This is a genomic window from Enterococcus sp. LJL99 (assembly GCF_054871725.1).
This window is the reverse complement of the sequence record NZ_JBTXLT010000001.1, coordinates 562,538-580,667: the sequence shown is the minus strand read 5'-3', so window position 1 is coordinate 580,667 and position 18,130 is coordinate 562,538. Positions and strand designations below refer to the sequence as shown.

Sequence of the window (18,130 nt, the reverse complement as noted above, 5' to 3'; positions counted from 1 at the left end):
GAGGTCCTCTTGCTATCTTCACTCATAAAAAGTAAAATAGTAAAGAAATAACGGCTAAAGTCAGTAAAATACTCCCTGTCAGTAACCAAAAAAATCGATGTTCTTTACCAATTACTGAAAATGGGATATATTCTTCTTGTCCCTTTTTTTTCTTGAGACGAAAATGCATTTTCATAGAACGCTGGAAAGTGTCGAAAAAACCCGAAGACATAATCCAAAGTGCAATCCCAATAATCAGAAAGAAAAGTGAAACAATAAAATAAGTATCTGATAAAGCGCGGATAGTTAGTGAGTGTTTCAATAGTAGGTAAGTGAAAATACCAATGCTTGAGACTACAGAGGTAATTAAGGGCCATTTCATATTTTTCATGTGCTCATCCTTATCTAAATGAATTTCTATTCTTACTTTATCTAAAAAAACTGATGAAGTCAAAATAATCGCGGAGGTGTCATTCTTGAACAGTTTTGGAAAATATTTTCTTAAACGGGTCTTCTTTATGGTGATCACACTATGGTTGATCGCTACGATTACGTTTTTCTTAATGCAATTATTGCCAGGTACTCCCTATACAAACCAAGAAAAACTTAGTCCCGAAACCATTGCTATGTTGAATAAACAATCTGGCTTAGATAAACCAGTTATTGTTCAATATGGAATTTACTTGAAAAATCTAGTAGTTGGTGATTTTGGTATCTCGTTCCAATTTAAAAACCAACCAGTAGCAAAACTTTTAGCTGGTCGTATTGGTCCATCCTTACAACTAGGGGGACAAGCTATTATCTTAGGTACCTTAGTAGGGATTTTACTAGGAATCATTGCAGCGATGAGACAAAATACATGGGTAGATACAACTGCTACATTAATGGCAATTTTGGGTCGTTCTATACCAAACTTTGTCTTTGCAGTATTACTACAATACATTTTTGCAATGAAATTGAAAGTATTACCAATTGCTATGTGGAACGGTTTTGCCTATACGATTTTACCAACCATTGCGTTAGCAATGAGTCCAATGGCCGATTCCGCCAGGTTTATTCGAACCGAGATGGTAGAAGTATTACATAGTGATTATGTAGAATTAGCCAAGGCTAAAGGGTTAAGCCGTTGGCAAGTAGCGTTTAGACATGGTTTAAGAAATAGTTTGATTCCATTGATTACTCTGTTAGGGCCACTAGCTGTTGGACTGATGACTGGTTCGTTAGTTGTTGAAAATATTTTTGCAATCCCTGGTATTGGGGAACAATTTGTAAAATCAATTATGACGAATGATTATCCAACAATTATGGCGGTTACTATTTTATATTCTGCTATGTTAGTTGTTGTAATTTTGATTGTTGACTTACTTTATGGATTGATTGATCCAAGAATTCGTGTTTCAGGAGGTGGCAAAGGGTAATGGATACTGTTAATTTAAAAGATGTACCTGAGAAAATCAAAGAAATCCCAACCAGTGAATTCCAACCTTTGGATACTTCGACAACAAAAGAAAGAGAGCGTATCGCAACTCCTTCACTAAGTTTCTTACAAGATTCTTGGCGTCGATTGAAAAAAAATCGCGCTGCAGTAATTTCATTAGTCTTTTTAGGGATAATTGTTTTTATTTCAATCATCACTATTTGGATATCTCCACATAATCCAACGCAACAAAATGTTTCTTATATCAATTTACCGCCACGTATTCCATTTTTAGATGGTGTGAATGGCTTAAATGGTAAAACAACGGTTGCTGGAAAAGTTGTCGATAAATATGCACAAGCGAAAGTTCCAGATGATTTAAACTTTTATCTAGGAACTGATGGATTAGGTCGTGATGTTCTTAGCCGTTTGTTTATGGGAACTAGAATCTCTTTATTGATCGCTTTTATTGCGGCATTGTTAGATATTACGATTGGGGTTACCTATGGACTGATCTCAGGTTTATTAGGTGGTCGAGTAGATACCGTTATGCAACGTATTTTAGAAGTTCTTTCAGGAATTCCTAACTTAGTTGTTATGATTTTGATGCTTACTGTTTTTGATCCAGGGATTCTTTCTATTGTTTTAGCGATGGTGATTACCAACTGGATTTCAATGGCTCGAATTGTTCGAGCCCAGACGATGAAGCTAAAAGATCAAGAATTTGTTTTAGCTGCGCAAACATTAGGTGAATCACGTCTTAAAATCGCGGTGAAACATATTTTACCGAATATTTCCAGTGTGATCATCGTTCAAATGATGTTTAGTATCCCATCAGCTATTTTCTTTGAAGCGTTCCTAAGCTTTATTGGGTTAGGACTACGTCCACCGACCGCTTCGTTAGGAACTTTATTGAATGAAGGATATAAAACATTCCGATTCCTTCCATATTTGATGTGGATTCCTGCAGTGACCCTATCAGTGATCATGATTTGTTTCAATTTATTAGCTGATGGACTGCGCGACGCCTTCGATCCTAAGATGAAAGAGTAGAGTGAATGACTATGGAAAAAGTACTAGAAGTAAAAGACCTGAGAATTTCTTTTGATACATTCGCTGGAAAAGTCAATGCGATTCGCGGTGTGAGCTTTGATTTATATAAAGGTGAAACGTTAGCAATCGTTGGAGAATCTGGTAGTGGTAAATCCGTAACGACTAGAAGTATCATGCGTTTATTGAGCAGTAATGCGAATATCGATAATGGTGAAATTTTATTTAAAGGTTCAGATATTGTTAATAAATCAGAAAAACAAATGCAAACTATTCGTGGAAAAGAAATTGCGATGATTTTCCAAGATCCAATGACTTCACTAGATCCAACAATGCCAATCGGTAAACAAGTGGCTGAGTCATTGATCAAACATAATAAAGTTTCTAAAAGCGAAGGATTGGCACAAGCGTTAGAATTACTGAAACTTGTGGGTATCCCAAATGCTGAAAAACGATTGAAAAATTATCCTCATCAATTCTCTGGTGGTCAACGTCAACGAATCGTTATTGCGATTGCTTTGATTTGTTATCCGGAAATCTTGATTGCGGATGAGCCAACGACTGCATTGGATGTAACGATCCAAGCACAAATTTTAGAGTTATTAAAAGATTTACAACAAAAAATAAGCACATCGATTATTTTTATCACTCATGATTTGGGTGTAGTAGCAAATGTAGCTGATCGAGTAGCTGTAATGTACGGCGGACGTTTAGTAGAAGTAGGAACTTCAGAAGAAATTTTCTACAATCCGCAACATCCTTATACATGGGGGTTATTAGGTTCAATGCCTTCAATGGAGGGCACAGAAGATAAATTGTATGCAATCCCCGGTTCACCACCGGATTTATTAGATCCACCAAAAGGGGATGCCTTTTATCCACGTAATGAGTTTGCATTGAAAATCGATGCAGAGCAAGAGCCACCTTATTTCCAAGTTTCTCCAACGCATACGGCTGCAACTTGGTTGTTAGCTCCACAAGCACCAAAAGTAACACCTCCAGCTGAAATTGCAAGACGTTGGGCTATTTACGCAGAACGTCACAATAAAGAAGTAACAGGAGGTGCTGCTAAATGACCGACAATAGAAAAGTTCTTTTAGATGTAAAAGGATTAAAGCAATATTTTAATGTAAACCGTCCTGATGAAGTAAAAGCAGTTGACGATATTAGTTTTCATATTTATGAAGGGGAAACATTTGGTTTAGTTGGGGAATCAGGAAGCGGAAAATCAACTACTGGACGTAGTGTTATCCGTTTGTATGATCCGACAGCAGGAGAGATTTTATTTGATGGGGAAGATATCAGTAAAATTCGTTCTAAAAAAGATATGCAAGCCTTCCGCCGCGAAGTACAAATGATTTTCCAAGATCCATATGCTTCGTTGAATCCGCGTATGAAAGTTAATGATATCATCGCTGAAGGAATTGACATCAACCACTTAGCTAAAGATAGTGCTGAACGTGAAGCTAAAGTTAATGATTTGTTGAAAACGGTTGGACTTGATCCTAGCCATGGAACACGTTACCCGCATGAGTTTTCAGGTGGTCAACGTCAACGGATTGGGATTGCCCGTGCATTAGCGGTGGATCCTCGTTTTATTATTTGTGATGAACCGATTTCGGCACTAGATGTTTCAATTCAAGCACAAGTCGTTAACTTGTTGCAAGATTTACAAAAAAATTCTGGCTTGACCTATTTATTTATCGCGCATGATTTATCAATGGTAAAACATATCAGTGATCGAATTGGTGTAATGAATAGCGGTAGATTATTAGAAATGGGCTCCAGTGATGATGTGTATAATTTTGGGGTTCATCCATACACAGAAAGTTTATTATCTGCGATTCCATTACCTGATCCTGATTATGAACGTACACGTAAACGTATTGTTTATAAACCAATACCAGAAGATGGGAAAGAACGAAAATTACGGGAAATCACAGCAGAACATTTCGTTTACTGTTCTGAGGATGAAGTAGCAATGTATCGGAAAAAAATTGAAGAAAAAAAAGCGCAAGTAAAGTAAGTAAAATAGTTGTTGAAAAATGAAAAAGTTGTTGTGTATATTATTATTTTAAAAGAGACTCAGTTGAAAATAAGATGTTCTTAAAAATAAATGTTTGAATTAAAGTCGATAATGGTTTGATGTTATGAATAGATTGAATGTGACCTTAGGTGTACCATCAATTTGTAAAATAGCTTAAATCTTCGGCTTTTCTTTCTAATTTTGTTGAAATTTTAAAATTACTGATAAGGATAACGTCGATGAGAAAAAAGTTAGGCGATAGTCTGTAGGTTTTAACTGCATAAGAATAGCAATATGAAATCGCTAGTGGAGTTTTTGCTTTCGCCTATTTATTTTTAGAATCTCCATTGAGAATCATCAACTTTTTTCTGAACAATTCATTCTAAAAAAATAAGCACTTGGATTTTTAGCGGGATGGACAGAAAGTCGATATTTTGAGAATGAATTCGTTCATTTATTTTATTGCTCTTTTAGAATAATAGGGTAGGTGGTATAATTGAAGGTGTTAAAAGCGTACAAGTTTCGACTCTATCCTACAAAAGCGCAAGAGGTATTTATAAAGAAGACCTTTTCTTGTGTTCGACTCGTGTATAATCTTTTGCTTCAAGATCGAGTTCAGCTATATAAGGAATTAAAAGAGAATCCTGAAATGACGTTCAAATTACCGACTCCGGCAAAGTATAAAGAAATTCATCCATGTTTGAGAGAAGTGGATAGTCTTGCTTTATCAAATGCTCAAGTTCATTTGGATCGAGCGTTTAAAAAATTCCATAAAGAAAAATCAGTCGGTTTTCCGAAAACAAAGCAAAAAAAAGATGCTGTTCGGTCTTATACAACGAATAATCAAAGAGGAACGGTCAAGATTATCAAAGATAAATATATTAAAGTACCTAAATTAAAAACGTTGATTAAGTTAAGAATGCATCGACCCATTACGGGAAAGATAAAATCAGTCACGATTTCGTTGACATCAAGCAATAAGTACTTTGTATCTATCTTGTGTGAAGAAACAGTTTTAATTGCTGAAAAAACGAACTCTGCCATTGGAATCACATTAGGAACCAATGAATTTGCTGTTTTATCAAATGGAAACCGAATCGATAATGATAAGTTTACTAAGGAATTTGCAGTAAAAATAGCTCGAGAAGAACGAAAATTGAAGCGTCGAAAGGAAATGGGACGTCAAAAAGGGATGGAATTAACGCAACAAAAAAATTATCAAAAACAAAAAATTAAGGTTGCAAAAATGCGAGAAAAATTAATGAATCAACGCAATGATTTTTTAAATAAAATTACGACTGAGATTGTTCAGAAGTATGATTTGATTTGTGTTGAAGATATTCATAAAGATGATTTTTGTCGTAATATTAAGCTGAATAATGGGTTTTCAGATGTTTCGTGGGCACTATTTGTTTCAAAATTGGAGTATAAAGCTACTTGGCATAATAAACAAGTAGTTAGAGTTTCTGTTTGCGATGAATATTCTGAATCTTCTGTCAATCGTTCTCAAAGTAAAATGTTTATCAAAGATGTTGATGAATCTAGAGGGAAACAAGATGCTGAAATTGCTGCGAGTATCGAAATTCTTGCAAAAGGGATACAAGAAGCAATTACGTAGTATGAAAATAAACTGTAGGGATTACAGGGTTAGCCTAGGGGATATAAGATAACTTTAAAATCTAAATCGATTATTTATCTGTTTCTAGGAAATCTCTTTTAGAGATAGTCCACTAATTATTATTTTAATTGATTTTAAGTAGGATAGAATAACACGATGAGTGGTTTTATCCTCTTGCGATAGATTGATTAGAAAAAAAGCAGTTAAGATTGGAACAAGAAAGTGAACAAGCAGCACCGTGACTGTTTGTCTCACTTTACTTGTTCCAATTATTTTTTGAGAATACTATTCTTATAAAAATTGTTTGACAAACATAGGATAGTGTAGTACAATTTTGAAGTTGGGAAATAAAAGCAGAAGCCCCCGCTTCTCGCCTTAGCTGATTTTGTCACTGGGCTAGATAAAGTACTCTCTTATATCATTAGGTATAAGTGCGTAAGTTGCGGGTTCTGTCTACAGAGCTTTTTTTTGTGTTTAAATTACGCAGAGTAGGCTGCTGGATATTTCTTTAAAAAACTTGGAGGTGAATGACCATAGCAAAGGATATGATGGTGAACGACGGCATTCGTGCGCGTGAGTTACGTTTGATCGGTAAAGATGGCGAACAATTAGGTGTTAAAACAAAATTTGAAGCATTACAGATTGCTGATGATGCAAACTTAGATTTGGTACTTGTAGCTCCTACAGCGAAACCACCTGTTGCGCGGATTATGGATTATGGAAAATTCCGTTTCGAGACGCAAAAGAAAGAGCGTGAAGCTCGCAAAAAACAAAAAGTGATCAACGTAAAAGAAGTTCGTTTAAGTCCAACAATCGACATCAATGACTTTAATACCAAACTTCGTAATGCACGTAAATTCTTAGAAAAAGGGGACAAAGTGAAAGCTTCGATCCGTTTCAAAGGCCGTGCCATTACCCATAAAGAGATTGGTCAGAAAGTTCTAGATCGTTTAGCTGAAGAGACGGCAGATATTGCGACAGTCGAACAAAAAGCGAAAATGGATGGACGCAGCATGTTTCTAACGCTGGCACCAAAAAATGACAAGTAACTAAAAAACTTGAATACATGCATGCGTTTATGCAGTTCAATTAGAGCAAGTTAATCAACTTGTTCCGTTTAATGAAAGATTTTGAGGAGGAAATTAGTCATGCCAAAACAAAAAACACACCGCGGATCAGCAAAACGTTTCAAACGTACTGGTAAAGGCGGTTTGAAAAGATTCCGTGCGTTTACAAGTCACCGTTTCCACGGTAAAACTAAAAAACAACGTCGCCAATTGCGTAAAGCAAGCATGGTATCAAAAGGCGATTACAAACGTATTCGTCAACAATTAGCTGGAATGAAATAAAAACAGCTAGTTGACAGACTAGATTAGTTTTACAAGCCGAAAAAATTCTTTGAAGTAGGCAAATAATGAATCGAATAATTAGAAATGAAAGATATTTTAGGAGGAATTAACCATGGCACGTGTTAAAGGTGGAGTAGTAGCCCGTAAACGTCGTAAAAAGATTCTTAAGTTAGCGAAAGGCTATTATGGATCAAAACATACATTATTTAAAACAGCACAAGAACAAGTAATGAAATCATATAGTTATGCATACAGAGATCGTCGTCAAAAGAAACGTGATTTCCGTAAATTATGGATTGCACGTATTAATGCGGCAGCTCGTATGAATGGCTTGAGCTATTCTAAATTAATGCACGGTTTGAAATTGGCAGAAATCGATATCAACCGCAAAATGTTAGCTGATTTGGCTGTAAACGATGCAGCAGCATTCACAACATTAGCTGACCAAGCTAAAGGTGCTTTAGCTAAATAATCAGTATTGATTAAACAATAATTAAGGGATGAACTAAAAGTGTCAGTCATTTTTAGTTCATCCTTTTTAAGTACTTAATCGACGGAATAGAAGGAACTGTAACGGAAATAAGCGATAAATCTCGAAAAATTTTAAAGCATCAAACAAAAATTATTCCAATTCAATGAGATGTTCATGTTTTTAAATACTCGTGAGGTATCGTTTTTTTGGTTCTACTTTCTTTTAAGATACTATAATTCGTTTGAGGTGAAAAGATGATTGATCTAACGACCCTTTTAGAAAATAAGAACGATCAAAAAATCAATTATGATAAAATTTTAAGAAAGATTATTGAAACTTGGCAGGAAGAAGAACGAGAGCCATCGCTTCTAATTCATAGTTGTTGTGCACCTTGTAGCACCTATACATTGGAATTTTTGATTCAATTTGCTAAGGTCACGATTTTTTTTGCTAACTCTAATATTCATCCGGAAAGTGAATATCGCAGACGTGCAGTGGTTCAGAAAACATTTATTGATGAATTCAATCAGAGAAATAATTGTTCTGTTGGGTTTATTGAAGATACGTATAAACCTAATGAATTCATTTCACTAGTAAAAGAAACTGAAATGAGCCATGAACCTGAAGGCGGGAAAAGATGTACATCATGTTTTCAAATGCGTTTAGATTTAGTAGCTGAGCGAGCAGTTCAAGAAGGGTATGATTATTTTGGTAGTGCACTGACAATTTCTCCTAAAAAAGATGCACAATTAATCAATACGATTGGTATAGACATTCAAAAAATATATGATGTTAAGTATTTGCCAAGTGATTTCAAAAAAAATAGTGGGTACCAACGATCGATTCAATTATGTAAAGAATATGATATTTATCGTCAATGTTATTGTGGATGTGTTTTTGCCGCTAAGCAACAAGGAATAGATTTGAAAAAAGTAAACAAAGAAGCCAAACATTTTTTAAACGACCAAAAAGACAGATCAAAATGAGCAATCTTTTTATCGGTTTTTCACATACTTTTTCTTTTTATATTTGGTAGTTAATAGTTGATATGTTGATTTCAAAAGAAAGTGTGAGTTGAGAAAGTAATCTATACTAAAGTTTGTGAAAAAGTGATATACTAGGACTGATTAATATATCGGAAGGGCGTGTGAACCTGTTGAGTACAAAAACGTTGTGGCAGACATATGTTCAATCAAAAAAAGTGAATCAAAACTTATTGCCGGAATATATTATTGAATCTTGGAATTATTGCTCGGAAAATATGGTTGATCCTTTTTCTAAAAGAGGTATTGAACAGCTTTCTAAGCAAAAATTAGTGTATCAAAAGAAGAAAATGCTTCATATTATTCAATTTGTTAAGGAAGAAATTAAGCGCTTAAATGAATTTTTCAATGTAAAAAAACCTTTGTTTATTTTAACAGATAGTGAGGGAGTCGTTCTTTGGCGAGAAGGGCATCATGAAACAAGAAATAGAGCGAATGATATTCGCTTTTTAGAAGGAAGTATTTGGACAGAAAAAGCAGTCGGAACTAATGCGATTGGCATTGCCCTTAGAACATCTGAAAGCGTTTCAGTTGAACGATTTCAACATTTTTCGGAAGCTTCTCACCCATTTACCTGTACTTCTACCCCTATTTTTGATGGAGAGAATCAAGTCGTTGCTTGTCTAAACGTGTCAACGATGGAGCAATTGAATGAAACGAACTACACCTTATTTGCATTAAAAATGATTGCTAAAAATGTACAGCAAAAAGTAGTAGACTATCAAAAAAAGCAATTTCTTGATGTTTTAACTTCACCATTTGAACAAGCTTTTTTAGTTCAATTGAATGGCAATATTTTTTCTGTATCGGAAGACCTAGAGGCAAGATATAAGGAATGGGAAGGAAAACAGATCGCTGATATTATCAACGATAAAAGAATGGCGTACGAAAAAGAAAAAATTTATCGGGAAAATCGATTGATTGGTTTTTGCTATCGTCTAAAAATAGAAAAACCTCAGACTACTTTTGTTAGCTTTGGTATTCCATCTAAAAATAAAACCTATCAGCTATATCTTGACCAGTTATCTAAGGCAGCAAAGTCGGAATTACCCATTCATATTTATGGTGAAACAGGTAGTGGGAAAGAAATTTCAGCTAAAACGATTCATTACAATAGCGTTAGAAATTCAGGAAAACTGATTTCTGTGAACTGTGGGGCCCTAAGTGAATCCCTATTAGAAAGTGAATTATTTGGTTACGTAGCGGGTGCTTTTACAGGGGCTAATCTAGCTGGCTATAGAGGAAAAATAGAACAGGCAGATAAAGGGACGCTCTTTTTAGATGAAATTGATAGTATGTCCAAACGAATGCAAGTTGCGCTACTTAGAGTGTTAGAGGAGAAAAAATTCAGTCGTTTAGGTAGTGATGAAGAATTGGAAGTGGATTTTAGACTAGTAACTGCCAGCAATAAGGACTTGAAAGAATTAGTAAAAAAGAATGATTTTAGAGAAGATCTATTTTATCGCGTATATGTTATTCCATTGTTATTGCCTCCGCTTAGACAACGACAAGAGGATTTTGAAGTATTGGTGGATACATTTTGTGAAGTAAAAAAATGGACGCCACTTTGGAAAAAGAAGATTATTGATGCGGCAAAAGAGTTTGAATGGCATGGAAATATTCGTGAGTTTCAAAACTTTTTAGAGCGATTATACCTTTATTTTCCATTCAAAGAACCGAAGAAACAAGAGCTGATTGAGCTGATTTCCGTGGGAGCGCTAAAAATAAAATCGATTGAGAATCATATGACGGATGAACGAAAAAAAATTATAACAGCTTTAAAAGCAACCAATTATCATCTGACGCAGACCTCAGATCAATTAAACATGGCAAGAAGTACACTATATAGAAAAATAGCAAAATATCAGATTGAAATCCCTAAATAATCAAAATAAATCCAGAAAGTAGCTACGACTATTGTTTTCAGGTAGATCTTAATACTATTAAAAAAACCGACTTCTTTTCAAAATGCATACCATTTTGAAAAGAAGTCGGTTTTTTTAATCAAATCAGTCCGTGAATCTTGTTTTTGTTGCAACGAAAATGAGACACTTTTGTTTCAATGAAACAGGATAGAAAATCAAAAACGCATTTTAAAGCGCTTTCATTTTTGGCATGCTAGTTGCTTATAATAAATTGAAAGATAAAAGTAGGAGGGCAATTGTATGAAGAAATATGATTTGATTGTCATTGGCGCAGGACCTGGCGGCTATACAGCAGCAATCGAAGCAGCAAAATTAGGGCAAAAAGTTGCCATTATAGAAAAAAATAAAATTGGCGGAACTTGTTTAAATGTGGGGTGTATTCCTTCAAAAGCGTATTTAAAAAATGCGAATTGGGTAGAAGAATTAAAAGCAGCCAATCAATTTGGAATCAAAAATGAATTGTTAGAAATTAATTTTCCGAAATTAGTTGAAAGAAAAGATGGGGTGGTATCTCAATTACAGAGTGGTATTCATTATCTACTTAAGAAAAATAGCGTTGATTATTTTGAAGGGGAGGCGAAAATTCAATCGAATCATGAAGTTTTGGTAAATGATAAGCAATTAGAAAGTGAGTTTATTTTACTTGCTACGGGTAGTCGTCCTTTTGTTCCTCCAATTACAGGAATCGATACAATCGACTACTTAACGACGGATACTTTTTTCGAATTAAGAGAATTACCAGAACGGTTAGTAATTATTGGTGGCGGTGTGATTGGAATTGAATTGGCTTTTGCAATGGCCCCTCTTGGAACAAAGGTGACTGTGATTGAAGTAGCATCGAGTATTTTGATGACAGAAGATATTGAAGCAGTAGGAATTATTCGTAAAAAATTGGCGGAACTTGGGATTGAGGTTTTTGAAGCAAGTAAAATCAATCAAATTAGAGAAAATGAGGTTATTTTAGCGGACCAAGTGATTTCTTTTGAGCAATTATTGATTTCAACGGGACGAAAAGCCAATCTTTCATTAGCAGAACAATTGAACTTAGATTTAACCAAGAACAATAAATTTATTGATGTGAACCGTCATTATCAAACGTCTATCAAAAATATTTATGCAATTGGAGATATTGTTGATAGTTATATGTTAGCACATGTGGCGAGTAAAGAAGGCATCAAGGCAGTTAGGCATATGTTTGGCAAAAAAGAACAGCCAGTAAGAAAACATCATGTTCCAAGATGTGTATACACTCATCCAGAAATTGCTAGTTTTGGTTTAAGTGAAGTAGAAGCAAAAGAACAGGAATATGATGTAATTGTTTCAAAAATTTCTTATTCGGCTAATGGTCGGGCTATTGCTGGAAATGAAACAACTGGTTTTATTAAATTGATAGCGGATAAGCAATACCATGAAATTTTAGGAGGTGTGGTGGTTGGTACCAATGCGACAGAAATAATTCATATCTTACTGGCAACTAAAGAAGCTGAAGGACGTCTAGATGAACTTGAAAAAATGATATTTGCTCATCCAACTTTATCGGAAATGATCGGTGAGTTGGCAAATGAAATGATTTTTTAGGAGGAATAGAAATGGAAAAAATGACAAAACAACAAGCGGAATGGATTTACAAAACAATGAATGACATCAGAAATTTTGAAGATACGGTTCATCAAATATTTACGACAGGGGAAATTCCAGGATTTGTTCATTTATATGCTGGAGAAGAATCGATTGCAACGGGTGTCTGCGCCCATTTAACAGAGAAAGATTATATTACCAGTACCCATCGAGGACATGGGCATTGTATTGCTAAAGGCTGTGATTTAGATGGTATGATGGCTGAAATCTTTGGGAAAGAAACAGGGTTATGCAAAGGAAAAGGCGGCTCCATGCATATTGCGGATATTGATAAAGGAATGTTAGGCGCTAACGGAATGGTAGGTGGTGGGTTTCCTATCGCGGTGGGTGCTGGTTTACGAAATAAGTATTTAAAGACAAAAGATGTCGCTATCTGTTTCTTTGGAGATGGGGCTGCCAATGAAGGAACTTTCCATGAGGGAATAAATATGGCAGCAATTTGGAAATTACCGGTGGTATTTGTCTGTGAAAACAATTCATTTGCGGAGTCAACGTCTGTTAAATACGCTTCTGGTTCCAAAACAATAGCAGAAAGAAGTGCTGCGTATGGCATTCCGGGTGTTCGAGTAGATGGTAAGGATTTAGTGGCTGTTTATGAAGCAGCGGGAGAGGCGATTGATCGAGCGCGAAACGGTGAAGGTCCTACCATTTTAGAATGCGTAACGTACCGTAATTATGGTCATTTCGAAGGAGACGAGCAAAAATATAAAGCAAAAACGGGCGAAGAAAAAGACTTTGCAGATATCGATAATATTATGAAATTTAGAGAAGTAGCTATTAAAAACAAATGGTTATCTGCTGAAAAAGCAGATGAGATCGAAGCTGAATCAACTAAAGATATTGAAAATGCTGTTCTGTTTGCCAGAGAGAGTGCGGTACCACGATCTGAAGCATTGTATGAAGACGTTTCAGTTTAATCATCTTAAAGAAAAGACAAGGAGTGACAATAATGACTAGAAGAATAACATTTATGCAAGCAATCAATGAAGGACTAGATATGGCGATGGAGAAAGACGAGCGGGTCATTCTATTAGGAGAAGATATCGCTGGTGGGACAAATATTGAGCATTTAGAAGGAGCAGGTGCATGGGGCGGAGTATTTGGCGTAACTAAAGGCTTGGTAGAGAAATATGGGTATGAACGGGTGATTGATACACCTATCTCTGAGATGGGCTATATGGGAGCTTCAGTTGGTGCAGCAGCAACTGGGTTACGACCTGTACCAGAGTTGATGTTCAATGATTTTCTAGGCTTTTGTTTTGATACATTATTAGCACAAGGATCAAAAATGCGTTATATGTTTGGTGGAAAAGCAATGATTCCGATGACGGTTCGAACGTGTCATGGAGCTGGAGCTTCAGCGGCAGCGCAACATTCAGGTTCTTATTATGGAATGTTCGGGTCAATTCCAGGGTTAAAAGTAGTGGTGCCATCCAATCCCTATGATGCGAAAGGATTATTGATTTCCGCGATTGAAGATGATAATATTGTGATTTTTTCAGAAGATAAAACTTTGTACGGTATCAAAGGAGAGGTGCCGGAGGAATATTATAAAGTTGAAATCGGCAAAGCCAAGGTGAAACGCGAAGGAAATGATTTAACAATTGTGACGATAGGAAAGATGCTTTATGTAGCATTGCAAGTTGCCGAAGAATTAGAAAAATCGGGTATTTCAGTTGAAGTGATTGATTTAATCACAGTTGCACCTTGGGATCAAGCAACAATTATTGATTCTGTTAAAAAAACAGGTCGTTTAATCGTGATTGACGAAGCCAATCCTCATAATAATACTGCAACCGATATTGCCTCAGTCATCGGTGATAAAGCTTTTGATTATTTAGATGGCCCAATCAAATGTATTTGTGCACCAAATACGCCTGTTCCATTTGCAAGTAATTTAGAGGCATTGTATTTACCAAATAAGGAAAAAGTATTAACACAGGCGGAAGAATTAATTAAAGACTTAAAATAGAAGGTAGGTGACGACAAATGGCAGAAACATTAGTAATGCCCACTCTAGGTTTAACTATGACTGAAGGAACAGTCGATCAGTGGTATAAAAAAATTGGTGATAGTGTAAAAAAAGGGGAAGCTGTGGTTTCTATTAGCTCAGAAAAATTGACACATGATGTAGAAGCGCCAATCGATGGGGTACTTTTAGACATTGTTGTTGATGAAGGCGGAGAAGTTCCTTGTCAAGAAATTATCGGTTATGTAGGTGAAGAAGGGGAATCTATTTCAGCTCAACCGTCTGTTGAAACTAAAGCAGCAGAACCTGAAGAATCAGAAGTAAGTAAAGAAAATATGTTGACTGAAGAAACAGAAGAAGGGATTGCTAGACAAGAGAGAGGTCAGCGTATTTTTGCGACACCATTAGCTAAGAAAATTGCTGCAGAAAAAAAATATTCATTAGCAGAGATTGTAGGAACTGGTGGAAATGGTCGAATCACACGAAGAGATGTAGAACGATACGTTCCCAGTACTCGAACCGAAGAAAAAGTTGAAGTGGTTGGTGCGGGACTTACTGGAATGCGTAAAGTGATTGCCCAAAGAATGCATAATAGTTTAAGACAAACCGCACAAGTAACGTTGCATAAAAAAGCTAATATTTCAGCATTGCTAACTTTTAGAGAAGAATTGAAACAAAAAGCGGGTACAACCATCGGCCGAAGTACCATAAGTATTAATACCTTACTTATTAAGGCAGTGGCAAAAGCGCTTAAAGAGCATCCCGAAATGAATACATCTTATAATGGTAAAGACTATATTTTCCATGAAGCTATTCATATGGGTGTAGCTGTCGCTGTGGATGAGGGATTAGTCGTTCCAGTCATAAAGGATGTTGATAAAAAGGCATTAACACAAATTGGTACAGAATTTGTAGAAGTAACGACAGGAGCAATCGACGAAACGCTGAAAGGTGAAGCCTATAGTGGGTCAACCTTTACAATCACCAATTTGGGGAATCTTGGGGTCGAATACTTTACACCAGTTTTAAATACGCCAGAAGTTGGAATTTTAGGAGTTGGCAGTAGTTCTGCGAAATTGATTTTTAACGAAGAAAAAGAAATAGCAGAAATTTATGAATTACCATTAAGTTTAACCTTCGATCATCAAGTGATAGATGGAGCTCCAGCGGCAGAATTTTTGAAGACAATCACGTACTATTTGGAAAACCCATATCTTTTAATTGTTTAAATATATTTTAATCTAAAAATACAAACTAAATTTTTTTATGAGTGATTTTTGTTATAACTTTCGAGACAAAACAGATTTTTAGTTTTGTTTCGAAAGTTTTTTTATTTGCAGTAGTATTTTTTTTAGACTGCTGATAAGATTAAAAAGAAGGAAGTGAGCTAGATGAAAAAATACTTTACCATTTTTTGTATAGTAATTAGTCTTGTTTTGGTTGGTTGTGGTGATAAAGATAAAACGAACGAATCGACGAACGCTTCGGAGAATGTACAATTATCAGTACAAGACTATGAACAATTAGTTGGTACTTGGTCATGTATCGATAAAGAAGCTCCTGGCAGCGAAGTAACTATCGAGAAAAATCAAAAAGGCTTACTGATTCAATATGACAATGAAGAAAAAGCTGCTACTGAATTTGTCTCCAAAACAGAAGAATTGAATAGTACTCATTATCAATTTGAAAATAAGGAAGAAGAGTTGGGTTATTATTTTACTTTAAAAGATGATGGAAATATTATCTTAAATCGAGGAACGACTAATTCAAAAATGGTAGGCTTAAGTAAACCAATGGAGTATGAACGAATCGAAAAATGAGAGTTAGAGGGAGAAATGAAAACAAATAGAAAGTTGGTAAAAATAGTTGGTAATTTATGATGAACTTTATGGAGAATTTGAAATTACGCCCGTTCTTAAAGAATTAATTCAAACGAAAACTTTTCAGCGTTTAAAAGATATTCATATGGCAGGTGCGGCTTATTTGGCTAATCCTAAGTGGAATGAAACGCGATATGAGCATTCTTTAGGGGTGATGTTATTAATAAAAAAATTGGGAGGTTCTGTAGAAGAGCAAATCGCTGGTCTATTGCATGATATTTCACATACAGCATTCTCTCATCTTGTTGATTATGTGTTTGAACGATCAGAAGAAGATTACCATGAACAGATTAAAAAGAACTTTCTTAAGGGAAATGAAATTGAAGAAATTCTGCTACGCTATGGTTTTAATATAGAGCAACTTTTGTATTGCGATACTAATTGGCAATTATTGGAAAAAGAAGCTCCTCATCTTTGTGCGGATCGAATCGATTATACGTTGAGAGAAGTTCATCGCTATTATCAGGTTCCTCTCAATGAAATTTATGACTTCCTTGATGAATTAATTTTTAAAAGTGGCGAGTTATGTGTACAATCTACCGATCAAGCCGAATGGTTTGTGGATCAATATTATCGAATTGTCGTTGATTTTTTTTATGATCCTAAAAATATCTATGGCACAGAGCAATTAAAAAAAGTTTTAGAAGTTGCTTTACAGCAAAAAGTAATCGTTGAAACCGATTTTCTTCTAACTGAAACGCAATTGCTAAACAAAATTCTAAAATCTGGTGAGCAAGATTGTCAGTTTTTTTTGAAAAAAATAAACAATTTACCGAGATTAGTTGTTGTACAAGAAAATGAGCAGTATGATTTTTCAAGAAAAAATAAAATTCGTTTTGTTGATCCAGGGATTTATAGAGATGAAGTCGTTCAGCCAGTTTCTCGTAGCTCAGAAAAAGCTAAGGAAAAAATTGCCGAGACGAAGCAGGCAATTACAAAGGGGCAGTATATAAAAGTTATTTAGACCAAATTTGAAAAAATTGAGTTATTCGAATTTTCGCAATAGTTAAGAAACGGTGACTTATCAATCATTAGGTCTATTGTTGATTAAGGAGAGAGGAATTTATTTAATGAGTTATATTAAAAAATTTTTTATTGTAGTAGGTTTATTTTTATTAAGTCAAATTAGTATCACTATATTTACGGTTATGAAGTTGACTTCAGTCGCAAATGGGTTCGCTAAACTATCCGTGGGAACAACCATTTTTTTAATTATTGTGACACTAGCGAATATTGCGCTATTAGTTTATTTAGCTAGAAAGTTGGGCTTTTTCAAACCATCTTTTGATTTTTTGACACTTAAGAATTGTGGTATTATTTTTGGCAGCTTTATTTTAGCTCGGATTATTGCGGTTGTTGGGACGTCATTATTGATGGATCAGGGAACCGAATTAACGGCGAATGATGCGACAATTCAAACTATTTTTTCTGGCGAAAATCCGCTACTGATTATTCTACTGATTGCTGTTTCTGCGCCAATTATGGAAGAAATTGTTTTTCGAGGAGCTATCATTGGTTTTTGGCTAAAAAAATATCCCGTTGTAGCAATCGCCTTAAGTACGATTTCATTTGGTTTGATTCATGGACCAACCGATTTGATTAGCTTCTTGATTTATGCTTTAGTAGGACTGATTTTTTCAATGGTATACTATAAAACACAACGTCTAGAAGTAAGTATCGGAAGCCACTTTTTGAATAATATTCTTGGAGCGATTGCCTTAGCACTGGGGCTGTTTTAAGGAGAATAGACAGTGTTAGAAAGAT

Annotated in this window: 18 protein-coding genes; 17 read left to right on the top strand and 1 reads right to left on the bottom strand. The window is 35.2% G+C overall.

What is annotated here, in order from left to right; all coding sequences use genetic code 11:
- Nucleotides 1–22: 22 nt before the first annotated feature.
- On the bottom strand, nucleotides 23–370 hold the full coding sequence (locus ACYSNW_RS02850) for a DUF3899 domain-containing protein (protein WP_461742924.1): 348 nt from the start codon (nucleotides 368–370) through the stop codon (nucleotides 23–25).
- A gap of 85 nt (nucleotides 371–455) precedes the next feature.
- Here ACYSNW_RS02850 and opp1B point away from each other — a divergent pair, with 85 nt between their 5' ends.
- The 17 genes from opp1B to ACYSNW_RS02765 all read left to right on the top strand — a co-directional run bounded on the left by opp1B (nucleotide 456) and on the right by ACYSNW_RS02765 (nucleotide 18,105).
- Complete coding sequence (gene opp1B / locus ACYSNW_RS02845) at nucleotides 456–1,397, top strand: oligopeptide ABC transporter permease Opp1B (protein ID WP_461742923.1); 942 nt, start codon at nucleotides 456–458, stop codon at nucleotides 1,395–1,397.
- On the top strand, nucleotides 1,397–2,449 hold the full coding sequence (gene opp3C, locus ACYSNW_RS02840; protein WP_461742922.1) for an oligopeptide ABC transporter permease: 1,053 nt from the start codon (nucleotides 1,397–1,399) through the stop codon (nucleotides 2,447–2,449). The genes opp1B and opp3C overlap by 1 nt, the downstream gene beginning before the upstream one ends.
- 5 nt (nucleotides 2,450–2,454) lie before the next feature.
- Nucleotides 2,455–3,522, top strand: coding sequence for an oligopeptide ABC transporter ATP-binding protein Opp1D (gene opp1D / locus ACYSNW_RS02835; RefSeq protein ID WP_461742920.1), 1,068 nt, complete (start codon nucleotides 2,455–2,457; stop codon nucleotides 3,520–3,522).
- Nucleotides 3,519–4,472 carry an ABC transporter ATP-binding protein gene (locus ACYSNW_RS02830; protein WP_461742919.1) on the top strand — a complete coding sequence of 318 codons (954 nt, stop codon included), beginning with the start codon at nucleotides 3,519–3,521 and terminating at the stop codon, nucleotides 4,470–4,472. Before opp1D ends, ACYSNW_RS02830 begins: the two co-directional genes overlap by 4 nt.
- A 496-nt stretch (nucleotides 4,473–4,968) precedes the next feature.
- Nucleotides 4,969–6,090, top strand: a complete 1,122-nt coding sequence (locus tag ACYSNW_RS02825; protein ID WP_461742918.1) for an RNA-guided endonuclease TnpB family protein — start codon at nucleotides 4,969–4,971, stop codon at nucleotides 6,088–6,090.
- Nucleotides 6,091–6,617: 527 nt separating this feature from the next.
- A complete protein-coding gene (gene infC, locus ACYSNW_RS02820) occupies nucleotides 6,618–7,139 on the top strand; it encodes a translation initiation factor IF-3 (RefSeq protein WP_461742917.1) in 522 nt (173 codons plus the stop codon).
- 99 nt (nucleotides 7,140–7,238) lie between these two features.
- The gene (gene rpmI, locus ACYSNW_RS02815) at nucleotides 7,239–7,439 is read left to right on the top strand and encodes a 50S ribosomal protein L35 (protein ID WP_461742916.1); all 201 of its coding nucleotides are present in this window, start codon (nucleotides 7,239–7,241) and stop codon (nucleotides 7,437–7,439) included.
- 112 nt (nucleotides 7,440–7,551) lie between these two features.
- Nucleotides 7,552–7,911, top strand: coding sequence for a 50S ribosomal protein L20 (rplT, locus tag ACYSNW_RS02810; protein WP_461742915.1), 360 nt, complete (start codon nucleotides 7,552–7,554; stop codon nucleotides 7,909–7,911).
- 254 nt (nucleotides 7,912–8,165) lie between these two features.
- The gene (locus ACYSNW_RS02805; RefSeq protein WP_461742913.1) at nucleotides 8,166–8,897 is read left to right on the top strand and encodes an epoxyqueuosine reductase QueH; all 732 of its coding nucleotides are present in this window, start codon (nucleotides 8,166–8,168) and stop codon (nucleotides 8,895–8,897) included.
- Nucleotides 8,898–9,067: 170 nt separating this feature from the next.
- Nucleotides 9,068–10,840 (top strand): sigma-54-dependent Fis family transcriptional regulator, encoded by a 1,773-nt coding sequence (locus ACYSNW_RS02800; protein ID WP_461742912.1) that lies wholly within the window; start codon nucleotides 9,068–9,070, stop codon nucleotides 10,838–10,840.
- Between the two features lie 279 nt (nucleotides 10,841–11,119).
- On the top strand, nucleotides 11,120–12,457 hold the full coding sequence (gene lpdA, locus ACYSNW_RS02795) for a dihydrolipoyl dehydrogenase (protein WP_461742910.1): 1,338 nt from the start codon (nucleotides 11,120–11,122) through the stop codon (nucleotides 12,455–12,457).
- A gap of 11 nt (nucleotides 12,458–12,468) precedes the next feature.
- Nucleotides 12,469–13,434 (top strand): thiamine pyrophosphate-dependent dehydrogenase E1 component subunit alpha, encoded by a 966-nt coding sequence (locus ACYSNW_RS02790; RefSeq protein WP_461742909.1) that lies wholly within the window; start codon nucleotides 12,469–12,471, stop codon nucleotides 13,432–13,434.
- 32 nt (nucleotides 13,435–13,466) lie between these two features.
- Nucleotides 13,467–14,489, top strand: coding sequence for an alpha-ketoacid dehydrogenase subunit beta (locus ACYSNW_RS02785; RefSeq protein WP_461742907.1), 1,023 nt, complete (start codon nucleotides 13,467–13,469; stop codon nucleotides 14,487–14,489).
- 17 nt (nucleotides 14,490–14,506) lie between these two features.
- Complete coding sequence (locus tag ACYSNW_RS02780) at nucleotides 14,507–15,715, top strand: dihydrolipoamide acetyltransferase family protein (RefSeq protein WP_461742905.1); 1,209 nt, start codon at nucleotides 14,507–14,509, stop codon at nucleotides 15,713–15,715.
- Between the two features lie 162 nt (nucleotides 15,716–15,877).
- Nucleotides 15,878–16,306 carry a hypothetical protein gene (locus ACYSNW_RS02775; protein WP_461742904.1) on the top strand — a complete coding sequence of 143 codons (429 nt, stop codon included), beginning with the start codon at nucleotides 15,878–15,880 and terminating at the stop codon, nucleotides 16,304–16,306.
- A 46-nt stretch (nucleotides 16,307–16,352) separates the two neighbouring features.
- Nucleotides 16,353–17,330, top strand: coding sequence for an HD domain-containing protein (locus ACYSNW_RS02770; protein WP_461742903.1), 978 nt, complete (start codon nucleotides 16,353–16,355; stop codon nucleotides 17,328–17,330).
- Nucleotides 17,331–17,436: 106 nt separating this feature from the next.
- Nucleotides 17,437–18,105 (top strand): lysostaphin resistance A-like protein, encoded by a 669-nt coding sequence (locus tag ACYSNW_RS02765; protein ID WP_461742902.1) that lies wholly within the window; start codon nucleotides 17,437–17,439, stop codon nucleotides 18,103–18,105.
- Nucleotides 18,106–18,130 lie beyond the last annotated feature (25 nt).